The organism is Faecalimonas umbilicata (genome assembly GCF_042846195.1).
GTDB lineage: Bacteria > Bacillota > Clostridia > Lachnospirales > Lachnospiraceae > Faecalimonas > Faecalimonas umbilicata.
In genome coordinates, this window is the sequence record NZ_AP031411.1 from 2,577,871 (window position 1) to 2,590,251 (window position 12,381).

Genomic DNA, 12,381 nt, shown 5'->3' on the forward strand with positions numbered 1-12,381 from the left:
ATTATTTATCGCTCCCTTCCTTAGTCTCTTTTGTTGGAAGAACTTCGCCTTTGTAGATCCATACTTTAACACCAACTTTTCCATAAGTTGTGTCAGCTTCAGCGAATCCATAGTCGATGTCTGCTCTTAATGTCTGAAGCGGGATTGTTCCTTCGCTGTAAAATTCTGTACGAGCCATATCTGCTCCACCTAAACGTCCTGATACAGAAGTTTTTACACCAAGTGCTCCTGCTTTCATTGTTCTTGACATACAAGATTTCATTGCACGTCTGAAAGAAATACGGTTCTCTAACTGTAATGCAATGTTCTCAGCTACTAACTGAGCATCTTTGTCTGGTCTTTTGATTTCTTTGATATCTACAACTAATTTCTTATCTGTAAATTTAGCTAATTCAGCTTTTACTTTCTCAATCTCAGCTCCACCTTTACCGATTACTACACCTGGTTTTGCTGTATAGATGATGATTTTCACGCGGTCAGATGCTCTTTCGATCTCAATCTTAGAAACTCCTGCGCTATATAATTTCTTTTTCAGAAATGTTCTGATTTTATGGTCTTCTACTAAATAATCTGCAAATTTGTCTTCTGCATACCATTTAGAGTCCCAATCTTTGATAACACCGACTCTTAAGCCATGAGGATTAACTTTCTGTCCCATGATTGCCCTCCTTATCTTTCATTCAGCACAAGTGTAATGTGGCTCATTCTCTTCTCGATTCTGTAAGCTCTTCCCTGTGCTCTCGGTCTAATTCTCTTCATTGTTGGTCCCTTGTTTGCGTAACATTCTTCAATGTAAAGGTTCTCAACATTCATACCGTTGTTGTTCTCAGCATTTGCGATTGCTGATTCTAATAATTTCTTTATTAAACTAGAAGCGTATCTTGGATTGTAAGTTAAAATACCAAGTGCTGTCTGTACATCCTTACCTCTGATGGCATCTAATACGAAACATGCTTTCTGAACTGAAACTCTAGCGTAAGATAACTTAGCTGACGGTCTAGTGTCTTTGTTTGCATTTCTCTCTCTTTTGATTTGGGATCTATGTCCTTTAGCCATGGATGAATCCTCCTTTCATAATTAAGCCCTCCCCAAGGGTACTATGTACCCAAAGGGTGTTGTTTTATTCATCTCTATTAACGAACTCTTGATTTCTTTTCGTCTTTTCCATGTCCTCTGTATGTTCTTGTTGCAACGAACTCTCCGAGTTTGTGTCCAACCATATCTTCTGTTACATATACAGGTACATGTTTTCTTCCGTCATGAACGGCGATTGTATGTCCAACCATCTGTGGGAAGATTGTAGAGCGACGTGACCATGTTTTGATCACTGATTTGTCGCCTGCTTCATTCATAGCTTTTACTTTTTTAAGTAAGCTTTCGTCCGCGAATGGTCCTTTTTTAAGTGAGCGAGCCATAGGTTCTAACCTCCTTGTAAACTATTTATTTGATACCTTTACCATCTCTTCTTCTAACGATTAACTTGTTAGAATGTTTGTTTTTCTTTCTTGTCTTAAGACCAAGTGCTGGTTTACCCCAAGGTGTACATGGACCTGGACGACCAATACCAGTCTTACCTTCACCACCACCGTGTGGATGGTCGTTAGGGTTCATAACAGAACCACGAACTGTTGGTCTGATACCCATGTGACGTTTACGTCCGGCTTTACCGATGTTCACAAGGTTGTGATCTCCGTTTCCTACTACACCGATAGATGCTCTACAAATGATCGGAACCATTCTCATCTCTCCAGACGGAAGTCTAAGTGTAGCGTATTTTCCTTCTTTCGCCATTAACTGAGCGCTGTTACCAGCTGAACGAACTAACTGTCCGCCTCTTCCTGGATATAACTCGATATTGTGAATCTGTGTACCAACCGGAATTTCAGAAAGTGGTAAGCAGTTTCCTACTCTTACTTCTGCTTCTGGTCCGTTCATAACTTTCATTCCATCTGTTAATCCCTGAGGAGCTAAGATGTAAGCTTTCTCTCCATCTGCGTAGCAGATTAAAGCGATGTTAGCTGTTCTGTTCGGATCGTATTCGATACCGATTACAGTAGCCGGAATTCCGTCTTTTCTTCTCTTGAAATCAATTACTCTATATTTTCTTTTTGCTCCGCCTCCGCGGTGTCTAACTGTGATTTTACCCTGATTGTTACGACCAGCTGTTTTGCTTAAAGATACAACTAAAGATTTCTCCGGAGTTGTCTTTGTGATCTCTGAGAAATCAGAGCCAGTCATATGTCTTCTGGAAGGTGTATATGGGCGGTATGTTTTAATTCCCATTACTGTCTCTCCTTTCAATTCCTAATTTTTCGTTTCACGGATTTGCACCGTATAGTTACTTTATCTTATAAGCCTTCGAAAATCTCGATATCAGCGCTTTCTTCTGTAAGCTGAACGATTGCTTTCTTTGTCTTTGCAGTTTTTCCGTATGTCATACCACGTCTTTTTGTTTTTCCATCAAGATTCATAGTATTTACGCTTTTTACTTTTGTTCCTGCGAACATTTTTTCAACTGCTTCTTTTACCTGAGACTTTGTTGCCTGTGGATGAACTAAAAATGTGTATTTCTTTTCAGCCATAGCAGCCATACTCTTCTCAGTGATCACTGGTTTAAGGATTACATCATAATACTGAATGCTTGCCATTATGCGTACACCTCCTCGATAGTCTCAACAGCTGCTTTCGTAGCGATTACTGTGTTGTATTTCAGAATGTCGTATACATTGATTGTATTTGTACGAGCCGTCTTAACAGAAGGAATGTTTCTTGCAGATAATTCTGCATTCTTGTTTCCATCTTCTAAAACAACTAACGCTTTTGCTACATTTAAGTTGTTCAGTACATTCTGGAAATTCTTTGTCTTGATCTCTCCAAAGTTGATCTCATCAAGAACGATGAATTTCTTTTCTTCTACTCTACTTGTCAGAGCTGATTTCAGAGCAGCTCTCTTCTCTTTCTTATTTAATTTGAAAGAGTAATCTCTTGGTGTTGGAGCAAATACAACTCCGCCGCCTGTCCATTGTGGAGCTCTTGTAGAACCTTGTCTTGCATGACCTGTTCCTTTTTGTCTCCATGGTTTTCTACCACCGCCGCGAACTTCTGAGCGAGTTTTTGCTTTCTGTGTTCCCTGACGTTTATTTGCAAGTTGGCTTACAACTGCCATGTGTAATAAGTGTTCGTTTACTTCAACACCGAATACTGCATCGCTTAAGTCGATTGTTCCAACTTCTTTACCTTCGATATTATAAACAGATACGTTTGCCATCTGTGTGTTCCTCCTTTCCTATTAAAGACTAGATTGCTTTTACGCTTTCTTTAATTGTCACTAAAGATTTCTTAGGTCCCGGTACAGATCCCTTTACTAAGATTAAGTTGTTTTCAGCATCTACTCTTACGATTTCAAGATTTTGAATTGTAATTCTCTTGCTTCCCATGTGTCCTGGCATCTTCTTTCCTTTGAATACCTTGCTCGGATCAGATGCAGCACCATTGGAACCTGCATGACGATGGAATTTAGAACCGTGAGTCATAGGTCCTCTGTGTTGGTTATGTCTCTTGATCGCACCCTGGAATCCTTTACCTTTAGAGATTGCAGTAGCATCTACTTTATCTCCAGCAGCAAAGATATCAGCTTTGATTTCCTGTGCTAATTCGAACTCGTCAGCGTTTTCAAATTTGAATTCTCTTACAAATCTCTTGCTTGAAACACCAGCTTTGTCAAAATGTCCTTTTTCTGCTTTTGTTGTACCGTGTCTGTGCACGATTGTTTTCTTACCGTTCTTGTCTACGTTAACGATTTTGTCTTTCTTGTCAACGAAACCAACCTGAACAGCGCTGTAACCGTCGTTCTCAACTGTCTTGATCTGTGTTACTACACATGGACCAGCCTGAAGTACAGTTACTGGAGTTAAAACTCCATCTTCGTTGAAGATTTGAGTCATTCCGACTTTTGTAGCTAAAATAGCTTTCTTCATTATAATTACCTCCTGTGATTTACAGCGGAACACTGAATATATGTGTTCATCCTAAATATAGGATTGTTACTGTCTTATTTGTTTTTCATTTTGATATCAATATAAACACCAGCCGGCATCTCTAATCTTGATAATGCATCAACTGTTTTCTGTGTTGGTGTTGTGATATCGATCAGTCTCTTATGAGTTCTCTGTTCGAACTGCTCTCTGGAATCTTTGTATTTGTGTACCGCTCTTAAGATTGTTACAACTTCCTTCTTAGTTGGAAGTGGTACCGGTCCACTCACCTGTGCTCCATTTTTCTTTACAGTTTCGATAATTTTCTTTGCTGATGCATCTACTAACTGATGATCATATGCTTTTAATGTGATTCTCATTACTTGACTTGCCATAAAAAAAGTCGCCTCCTTTTCGTACTATTCAACTTAAGTACGACAAGCGGTGACTGTACACTCTCCCGTGTGTGTCATAAAACTCTCACACGTTGTTACCGTTTTTCATCGGCTGTTATTGATTCGTACAGTGACTTGTCGCCAGTTTCCTAACTTGACATTCGCTCCACGGAACACCTGCTATGTTAAGCAGCAACCTCACGCTTCATCGCTATCATGTCACAGCTCTCTTATTATACAAGATACTTTTTAGTTTTGCAACTATTTTTTACATTTTTTTCGATTTTTTATTGTATTTTTTAATGTACAATTTTTTTCTTCTTTCCTATTGACAATTTTCGACTCCGGCTTTATACTATCACCGAAGTTATATTAGTGATGCAGACCAAAGGCGGTGATCTTCAGGAGGATACTGTCTTTTTTTCAGCCTATCTTTTATAACTTTATACCACTAACTGTTGCTTTTGCAAGGATTTGAAAAAACTGTTTCCCCCAATAGACAGTTTGTGCGAAATTCAATCCAATATCCATTCCCCCTCTTTTAATATAACGGATTGCAAAGCAACAAACCTCTCAATAAATATAGAAGAAAGACATGCCGCAGCTTAGTCAGTCATCTTGCAGGCATGTCTTTTTTCGTCTTTTTCTTTATCCTCTTCTCATCTTTAGCTTTAACATCGCCGCAGCCTTTCTCGCATCCAGCTCTGTCACACTATTTTCTCCAAGCACACACGTCTCTGTACCACTCTTACTCTTATTAATATCTACGATTGCATTCATATTCGGGCTCTCCACAACAAAACCGCCGGAAGTCCCAACAAACTTCAATCCAGAGACAGCAATTCCTCTCTTTGTCAATTGCTCCACCGTATTGACATAATCCACATCACTATTCCCCCATCCATCCGCAGAAATGATTGCCCCATCTGCCCGCATACTCTCCGCCAACACGGCAGCTCTCGTTCCTACGAGCATTTTTTCTTCCTGATTATCAGGAGTTCCTACTATAATAATGCCTAACAGATCAAGTTCTTCATCCGAAGATATTACATCCAGAAGCGGATCCCGAAAATGATGCAGGCTTGTTTCTTTTGTAGACGGTCCGATTCCCATCGCTTTTTCCTCCTTCTTTCCTTACTGCATGGATCGCAAGATTCCATCCCGGTATTCATTCGGTGTTACGACCAGAGGCATATTTCCCATATCAATGATAGATCTGCCTCCTGCCATTCCCGATGGTTCTTTTGCAAAGAGCTGCATGTCATACATTGCCCCCTGACCAGCCACCTGTTTTACAATCACAACCTTCTTTCTTCCCGGTCTCTCAATATCATAGAACTCTCTCCGCTCTGTACACTGTTCCCCGCGCAGCTTTTTTAAACACTCCCGGTACTGCTGGACAAATTCATCGCAGAGCGCATGCGCCCTTGTGACCGCCTCACGATCCTGCCCCTTGCCGGCACAGAACGTCACCTCAAACAAAATCAGTTCATCTCCCCGCTTAGGTGTTCCAGCTTTCCCCCATGCGATCTGCTCCTCGATCACCCCTTCCGATGATCCAAATTCCGCTGTCTGGATTCCATCTACATCCACCCCGGTTAACAATACATAAGCTCCTGTCACGGTGTGTGTCACTCCCTCACCGATTTCTCCTAGTACTTTTGCTGAAATCGGAATTACATCCATAATGCTGTTCGTCTCCTCCTGGTACTGATCTGGATGCACAAGCCGAATACGAATCTGTTCAATCATCTCATGATCCGCTTTTTCTGCAAAAGATTCTGGTGCTACTTCTATCTCCCTCGCCCTTGTGATCCGATTTTCTTGCCCTTCCCGAACAGTTTCTGCATGAAAAGCTTTAATGACAAGACGCCGCTTTCTGATTTCTTCCACTTTTCTTTCCCCTTTCCTTCACATCTGCTTTTCCCTTCACACCCATTACAAAAAGCAAATAAAAAAACGTGTATGAAGTCCCATTCTCTTTCTTCGCATCGTTCCTTTGATACTCACTCTACCAGAAATAGTTCTCATACACGTTTTCTTTTTTATATGATATTACACATGATTATACTTTCGCTACATATTCAAATGGAAGCGGAACAATCTTTCCAGGAGTTTCAATCTCTATGAGCTGTTCCAATGTCGCTTTTACGATTGCAGTCTGCATCTCTACATCGTTCGGCGCTCCCGCATTTGCTCCCATCGGAACAAGCGGCGCTACCGCACGAGGGGTTCCAGCCTGACGTACAACCGGCGGAAGTGCCGCAATAATAATTGTCGGAATTCCCGCTTCCTCAATCGCTCTCTGCACCAGTACTGCAGAGCGGTGGCAGGTACCTCAACCAGCAGTAAGGATCACTGCATCTACGCCTTCCTCTTTAAACATCTGAGCAATCGCAGGGCCTGTCTCATGTTTAAACTTCTCCTGATTTCCGCCGCCTCCCATAAATCCGGCATGCACTGGCGCGCACGCTTTGATAAATCCTTCCTTCGCCAGTTCATGGATCCGGTCAATCGGAAACATACAGTTGATGTCTTTATTGACATCCCCATTGTCATATCCACCGTGGGATACCATCAATTCATCGGATTTCATCTGATCTGTGATTTTTCTCCAAGTAAAATCACCTGCAAGATTAAATCTCTCATCGCTTTTATGGTGAACACCCGCTGCTGTTGCCAGCGCGATCGTCATATCTTTCAGCTCTTTCTTCACCGGAGTCCATACAGCCGGCGGTGTGATCGGAACAAAGATTTCCGACTGCATACCTTTCACTACTGTTAAGCTCATTGCGTTACCTCCTCATCATCTCTATTGTTCGCACGCATTTTTTCCTGACGCTTCTGATACGTCATCAGATTGCTCATATATTTTTCATTGATCTCAGGGCCCATCTGTTCCACAAAACTCATGTTCCATGCAACTTCCTGTCCCACTTTCACCGGATAGTCTGTGATTAACATCCGCATCGGTACTTTCAGATAGCCGAGACGACCTTTCAAATCAATCCCCACACAGCCATCATGTACCTCCACGATCACCCCTTCCATCCGAATGATCTTATCCCCATACTTCATGTCATCACCTGCTATCGACTTTCCGACAGTTTCTGGCTGCCACAAAATTTTAGTCGTATTTTTCTTTTCGCTTCTGGCTCATTGGCAGAGACTGTTCATTTGCCACAAGTTCTACCGGTTTCCCAGTCACATTAGAGATCAGCTCCACGTTATTTTCCTTCACATTTGGATTCCATTTTTTCTCCGGCTTCTTGATCTCTTCTCCCGCCATATCTGCTTTCAGCATATAAAGCGCACGAATTGCATCTTCATGACAGAGTGTATTGCATGCGAGCACTTCATTCTCGATTCCGGATTCCGATTTATTGTTATCAACCATATTAGTCATATATTTATTTCCGACAACAAGCGCTCCCTGCACTGCACAGAACGACATCCCAACTACAGAAATTCCTCTCATACCAATCTGTTCAATGTGGCTTGCAAAATCGATGTGATTGTTTCCAAACCCCTCGGTTGTGACAAATGCTCCGTCTACATCCAGAGCTTCGCACATCATTCCGACACGCTTTGACACGTAGAATTTCTCCGAATTGATCTGAGGACTTCCTACAAAAATAACGCCGCAGAGATCCAGTTCTTTGTCATACAAGGCTTCCAGTACAAGAGGTTCTCTCCAGTAATGTCTTGACATTTCCTTTGATGCAGGTCCAATGCATGTCAGCGCATGAATACATCCGTCAAGTACCTCAAGCGGAGATACCATAACCGGAACATTTCCAAGGTCTACATTTGGTTTTGCTCCAAGGACACCAACCGGCTCTACCGGAAGAATCAGATTGTCATGCATCGCTCCCTGTCCCATAATTTCTTTTACGATCACAACTTTTTTCTTACCAGGTCTTCTCACCTGTTCAAATGTTTCTGTATCAACAACAAGTGTATCATCCAGTTTCTTCAGGGCAAGGCGGATCTCCTGTGTGATCACATCCGTTGCAGTGTGGGCCGCAAGCGGTCCCGGACGTTCCATATTCGTACCTTCTTTGATGACCACTTCTGTCTTAATGAAGATTTCACCTTTCTCCGGCGCTCCTGGTCTTCCCCACATAATATTTTCATCCAAAATTCCTTCAGAAGATCCAAACTCTCCAATCTGAACACCATTTGCATCGGTACCTGTCACCATAACAACAACGCCGTCAAGCACTCTTGTTGTACCGGATCCAATCTCATCTTCCCCTTCTTTGGCTGCGATCGGCTGTACATCCATAATCGTCTCAGAGTATGTATGATACTGTTCCGGTGTGATGATATCAATCTTCAGACTATTGACAAGTTCCTGGGAAGCTGCTGCTTCCTCCTCAATCCCTTCTCGAATATATAAAACAGTTCCCTCGATCTTCGTCTCCGGTCCACGTTTTACTTCTGTAATTTTAAAATGCTTTCTTGTCAGGCTTCTGATAACCTTCTCAGGTTTCTCTTCTGCTGCCGGCGCCGCTGCAACCGGCACAACAGAAGCTGGCTGCATCGCTGGCATTTGCACACCTGCAGCACCTGCTGTGATTCCTGTCGGAATTTCGATGTCAATATCTTTTCCCTTTCCAATGTGAATCTTTAACACACCGCCAGCCGTTGTGACAATACTCTGACTGGATGCCACTTCCTCTTTTTGCTCTGCCTCTGTTTCTGCAGGCTCTTCAACAGCTATCTCCTGTTCCACTTCCTTGATTCCTGCTACCACATCCGGTGTAAGTGGCGTCAGTGAATCACAAGTCTTCGTCAATGTCGCCCCAAGAATCTGCTCGATCGTCAGAACTCCGTCCAGATTTAAAAGCCCAGAATCTACAAGATCATCAAAAATCGTTGGATCTTCCAAATTTTCAACACCAATCGTAATCCCCGCTTCCGCCCGGCAGCAAAGCACCGCTGGATCCTTCGCATGTTCTTTTGCTGTTTCTGCTGTAATTGACATAACATGTCCCTCCTTATATGAATGCTTCCCGATCCACCAGACCGGAAAGCAGATTAAATATCCTGTTCTACTTTCTTTGATACTCTTAAGTGTCTGTACAGCGGATGGTGAATTGTCCGCATCACGTGATCTGTCTGGTGGAATACTTTCAGCCCCATCTTTGGCGCAGATCCCATCACTGTGTTGGAACAGTCCGAACAGTTTCCTATTATAATGTACTCACATCCATCTTTCTTAAACTGGATGCTGTTTTTCACCTGTCCCGGACAGTTTCCCGGGCGCTCACATTTTAACGCACCATTTTTCATCTCAACGGCCTGCTTACATCTCGCAACCGATACAACCTTGCCATTCATCTTCGCACAGATATCGCGCATACGCTCCTCTGTCCCACCACAGGCACAGACAAGAAGTCCTACCGGCGCCCCATGAAGATCTGGAAGATCAATCGTCACGATCACCCCTCCGGTTGTCTTTGTCACTGGGGTATCCTCCTGCGCTGCATGCCCGGTAAATGGTCCTCCCACGATAATCTCTCCGTAAATTCCATTAATCCCTCCTGCACGCTCAATCAGTTCCCCGATACTCGTCCCGATCGGAACATCTAAAAAGACATGTGGCTCTTCGCCGCCGTTTAACTTTCCTACGACAGTTACATTCTTGGAAAAACATGGCTTTCTCTCATCGATCGCCTCTGCCACTCTAGAAACGGTCTCTACGTTGATTACAACTGCATCTGCTGCCGTCGGAAGCTGATCCACTCCAAGCTCCACTCCAAGACACTCTCTTACAACTGCTCGTTCTTCTCCCATCGGATAAATATCCGGCAAGAGATGAAGTGTGATTCCTTCCTCTTCTTTCAGTGCTTCTTTTAAAACGCGAACTGCCTTTTCATTTTTTTTCTTAATTGCAAAAATTGCCTTGGATGCATTTGTCAGCTCCATGCAATATTTTACTCCCCTTATGATCTTGTCACACTGTTCTTCAATCTGTCGGATGTTATGACAAAGTCCCGGCTCGCATTCTGCCGCATTGACAAGAATATATCCCCCGTGCAAATCTGCGGAAAGTTTCACTGCTGTCGGAAATCCCGCGCCGCCCATTCCGGTGATACCAGCATAGGCTACCATCTCAGCCTTCGTTCCTTCCGGAATCTTCACATAACTTTCTGGCTGTTCTTCCTTCTTGCGGATGACGATCTCTGTGTCAGTTACCGACTCCACAACTCCACAGACACTGGAAAATATATTGGCACCAAGCCCGTCCGGAACTGCGATCAATGTCCCTCTCTGTACATCCGCCCCCGGCTCCGTGACAGCCTTGCATGGTGCCCCCACATGCTGCTTTAATAAAATATGTACCCGTCCCACTGCTCTCGACTCCTTTATCTGTATTCACTAAAAGCTGAGTATAATACTCAGCTTTTTCATTCATCATTTAATCAAGCCTGCCCCTGTATTCTGACAGCAACAGCCCTACATTCTCTATTCTGTTCTCGGTCATCACTGACCATCTATATCCATTCCAGTCTGCACATCTATATGTAAGCCGCTCAAAGACATCTGTGCTTTACATTCTACGCAATGCATCTTCCGGAACCACAGCCTCTCTCGACTTCTCAGTTGGACTGCGGATGCATCTGGAACTTTTCTCCTTTTGGCGGAGGCATGTGGGAATCGAACCCACCCGGGACGCTCCTAACGCCCCACACTAGTTTTGAAGACTAGGAGGCACACCAGTTACCCATCTACCCCCAGATATGCATTTTTCTCTGCTCATTTACTTTATCACAAACCTATCTGTTTTTCAATAGTAAATTCCAACTTTTTTCATTTTATTTATTCTTTCAAACTCTCACTTTCCATTGACTTTTTAGGACTTTTCATTGATAATACTATTAGAAAACTGAACTACGTTCTAGTATTTAGTCTATTAACAAGTCCGCTATCTTATATACAGCTGACATAAAAATTTCGGAGGTACCGCAATGGAAATCAATCCACATTTAAACACGGACTCTTTCGAGGCCGCTTTCAAAGCAATCGACACACATACCGTAGGAGAATTTACGCGAATTATTTTATCCGGATTTCCCCCATTAAAGGGAGATACGATGATCGAGCGCAAGAACTATCTTGCAAAACATTATGACAAATACCGCACTGCCCTAATGTTCGAACCGCGCGGACATCACGATATGTTTGGTGCACTTCTGACCGATCCGATCCATCCGGAAGCAGATTTTGGCGTCATCTTCATGGACACCGGAGAATATCTAAATATGTGCGGCCACGGAACCATCGGCTCTGTCACTGCACTCATCGAAACCGGGCTTGTGGAGGCAAAGGAACCTTATACAGAAGTGGTATTGGATGCTCCTGCCGGATTGATCCGAACAAAAGCAGAAGTCAAAAATGGAAAAGTCTTAAACGTCACACTCACAAATGTTCCTGCTTTCTTATATAAAGAAAATCTTACAACGGTGATTGACGGCAAAAAAATCAAGTACGATATTTCCTTCGGCGGAAGCTTTTTCGCTCTCGTAGATCTCTCACAGATCGGCAAGACAGTCACACCGGAAAACATCCAGGAACTGACACGTTTTGGAATGCAGCTTGTAAAACAGGTCAATGAAGAAGTAAAAATCAAACACCCTACACTTGATATTACTTCTGTGGATCTCGCAGAACTGTACTGTTCTACGACAACCCCTGGATGCACCATGAAAAATGTCGTAATCTTTGGAGACCACATGGCTGACCGTTCTCCTTGCGGAACCGGAACAAGCGCAAAGCTTGCCGCACTGTATGCTCACGGCCAAATCGGCATGAACGAACCTTTTGTATATGAAAGTTTCATCGGCTCTAAATTTACCGGAATCGTCAAAGGGGAAACAACTGTCGGGAACTACAAAGCAATCATCCCACAGATTACCGGAAGTGCCTACATTACCGGAGCAGCAACCTATGTGATCGATCCAGATGATCCGCTAAAGTATGGGTTCCAAGTTGGGTAATCTTCA

15 protein-coding genes and 1 tRNA gene are annotated in these 12,381 nt (G+C 43.1%); 1 reads left to right on the forward strand and 15 read right to left on the reverse strand.

From position 1 onward, the window contains the following. Window position 1 precedes the first annotated feature (1 nt). The 15 genes from rpsC to ACGG81_RS12480 all read right to left on the reverse strand — a co-directional run bounded on the left by rpsC (window position 2) and on the right by ACGG81_RS12480 (window position 11,114). On the reverse strand, window positions 2–658 hold the full coding sequence (gene rpsC / locus ACGG81_RS12410) for a 30S ribosomal protein S3 (RefSeq protein ID WP_008976997.1): 657 nt from the start codon (window positions 656–658) through the stop codon (window positions 2–4). Window positions 659–669: 11 nt separating this feature from the next. Next, the gene (gene rplV / locus ACGG81_RS12415; RefSeq protein ID WP_008976998.1) at window positions 670–1,056 is read right to left on the reverse strand and encodes a 50S ribosomal protein L22; all 387 of its coding nucleotides are present in this window, start codon (window positions 1,054–1,056) and stop codon (window positions 670–672) included. A 77-nt stretch (window positions 1,057–1,133) separates the two neighbouring features. Continuing rightward, window positions 1,134–1,415 carry a 30S ribosomal protein S19 gene (gene rpsS / locus ACGG81_RS12420; protein WP_004611886.1) on the reverse strand — a complete coding sequence of 94 codons (282 nt, stop codon included), beginning with the start codon at window positions 1,413–1,415 and terminating at the stop codon, window positions 1,134–1,136. Between the two features lie 25 nt (window positions 1,416–1,440). Continuing rightward, window positions 1,441–2,283 carry a 50S ribosomal protein L2 gene (gene rplB, locus ACGG81_RS12425; RefSeq protein WP_009263322.1) on the reverse strand — a complete coding sequence of 281 codons (843 nt, stop codon included), beginning with the start codon at window positions 2,281–2,283 and terminating at the stop codon, window positions 1,441–1,443. A gap of 65 nt (window positions 2,284–2,348) precedes the next feature. Continuing rightward, window positions 2,349–2,648 carry a 50S ribosomal protein L23 gene (gene rplW / locus ACGG81_RS12430; protein ID WP_008977000.1) on the reverse strand — a complete coding sequence of 100 codons (300 nt, stop codon included), beginning with the start codon at window positions 2,646–2,648 and terminating at the stop codon, window positions 2,349–2,351. Further along, on the reverse strand, window positions 2,648–3,268 hold the full coding sequence (gene rplD, locus ACGG81_RS12435; RefSeq protein ID WP_008977001.1) for a 50S ribosomal protein L4: 621 nt from the start codon (window positions 3,266–3,268) through the stop codon (window positions 2,648–2,650). Before rplD ends, rplW begins: the two co-directional genes overlap by 1 nt. A gap of 28 nt (window positions 3,269–3,296) precedes the next feature. Further along, window positions 3,297–3,977, reverse strand: coding sequence for a 50S ribosomal protein L3 (rplC, locus tag ACGG81_RS12440; RefSeq protein WP_008977002.1), 681 nt, complete (start codon window positions 3,975–3,977; stop codon window positions 3,297–3,299). 74 nt (window positions 3,978–4,051) lie between these two features. Next, the gene (gene rpsJ / locus ACGG81_RS12445; protein WP_004843615.1) at window positions 4,052–4,369 is read right to left on the reverse strand and encodes a 30S ribosomal protein S10; all 318 of its coding nucleotides are present in this window, start codon (window positions 4,367–4,369) and stop codon (window positions 4,052–4,054) included. Window positions 4,370–5,017: 648 nt separating this feature from the next. Further along, a complete protein-coding gene (locus ACGG81_RS12450) occupies window positions 5,018–5,482 on the reverse strand; it encodes a glycine/sarcosine/betaine reductase component B subunit (RefSeq protein ID WP_390108633.1) in 465 nt (154 codons plus the stop codon). A gap of 21 nt (window positions 5,483–5,503) precedes the next feature. Next, window positions 5,504–6,262, reverse strand: coding sequence for a proline reductase cluster protein PrdD (prdD, locus tag ACGG81_RS12455; protein ID WP_009263323.1), 759 nt, complete (start codon window positions 6,260–6,262; stop codon window positions 5,504–5,506). Window positions 6,263–6,434: 172 nt separating this feature from the next. Next, complete coding sequence (gene prdB, locus ACGG81_RS12460) at window positions 6,435–7,160, reverse strand: D-proline reductase (dithiol) protein PrdB (protein ID WP_081636854.1); 726 nt, start codon at window positions 7,158–7,160, stop codon at window positions 6,435–6,437. Next, window positions 7,157–7,447, reverse strand: coding sequence for a CBO2463/CBO2479 domain-containing protein (locus tag ACGG81_RS12465; RefSeq protein WP_008977007.1), 291 nt, complete (start codon window positions 7,445–7,447; stop codon window positions 7,157–7,159). The genes prdB and ACGG81_RS12465 overlap by 4 nt, the downstream gene beginning before the upstream one ends. A gap of 49 nt (window positions 7,448–7,496) precedes the next feature. Then, entirely contained in the window at window positions 7,497–9,359 is a 1,863-nt protein-coding gene (gene prdA, locus ACGG81_RS12470; RefSeq protein WP_390108639.1) for a D-proline reductase (dithiol) proprotein PrdA, read from the reverse strand. 53 nt (window positions 9,360–9,412) lie between these two features. Continuing rightward, the gene (prdC, locus tag ACGG81_RS12475; RefSeq protein ID WP_009263325.1) at window positions 9,413–10,729 is read right to left on the reverse strand and encodes a proline reductase-associated electron transfer protein PrdC; all 1,317 of its coding nucleotides are present in this window, start codon (window positions 10,727–10,729) and stop codon (window positions 9,413–9,415) included. 287 nt (window positions 10,730–11,016) lie between these two features. Next, a tRNA-Sec gene (locus ACGG81_RS12480) sits at window positions 11,017–11,114 on the reverse strand. Window positions 11,115–11,346: 232 nt separating this feature from the next. On the opposite strand from ACGG81_RS12480, the gene ACGG81_RS12485 reads away from it, so the two are divergent. After that, window positions 11,347–12,375: a proline racemase family protein gene (locus tag ACGG81_RS12485; protein ID WP_009263326.1), complete on the forward strand. Its 1,029-nt coding sequence runs from the start codon at window positions 11,347–11,349 to the stop codon at window positions 12,373–12,375. Window positions 12,376–12,381 lie beyond the last annotated feature (6 nt).

Bases quoted from the DNA above. Each gene is read 5' to 3' on its own strand.
- ACGG81_RS12465 (WP_008977007.1), bottom strand. From the start codon at position 7,447: ATGAAGTATGGGGATAAGATCATTCGGATGGAAGGGGTGATCGTGGAG.
- prdA (WP_390108639.1), bottom strand. From the start codon at position 9,359: ATGTCAATTACAGCAGAAACAGCAAAAGAACATGCGAAGGATCCAGCG.
- ACGG81_RS12450 (WP_390108633.1), bottom strand. From the start codon at position 5,482: ATGGGAATCGGACCGTCTACAAAAGAAACAAGCCTGCATCATTTTCGG.
- rpsC (WP_008976997.1), bottom strand. From the start codon at position 658: ATGGGACAGAAAGTTAATCCTCATGGCTTAAGAGTCGGTGTTATCAAA.
- ACGG81_RS12485 (WP_009263326.1), top strand. From the start codon at position 11,347: ATGGAAATCAATCCACATTTAAACACGGACTCTTTCGAGGCCGCTTTC.
- rplD (WP_008977001.1), bottom strand. From the start codon at position 3,268: ATGGCAAACGTATCTGTTTATAATATCGAAGGTAAAGAAGTTGGAACA.
- rplW (WP_008977000.1), bottom strand. From the start codon at position 2,648: ATGGCAAGCATTCAGTATTATGATGTAATCCTTAAACCAGTGATCACT.
- rpsJ (WP_004843615.1), bottom strand. From the start codon at position 4,369: ATGGCAAGTCAAGTAATGAGAATCACATTAAAAGCATATGATCATCAG.
- rplV (WP_008976998.1), bottom strand. From the start codon at position 1,056: ATGGCTAAAGGACATAGATCCCAAATCAAAAGAGAGAGAAATGCAAAC.
- rplB (WP_009263322.1), bottom strand. From the start codon at position 2,283: ATGGGAATTAAAACATACCGCCCATATACACCTTCCAGAAGACATATG.
- rplC (WP_008977002.1), bottom strand. From the start codon at position 3,977: ATGAAGAAAGCTATTTTAGCTACAAAAGTCGGAATGACTCAAATCTTC.
- rpsS (WP_004611886.1), bottom strand. From the start codon at position 1,415: ATGGCTCGCTCACTTAAAAAAGGACCATTCGCGGACGAAAGCTTACTT.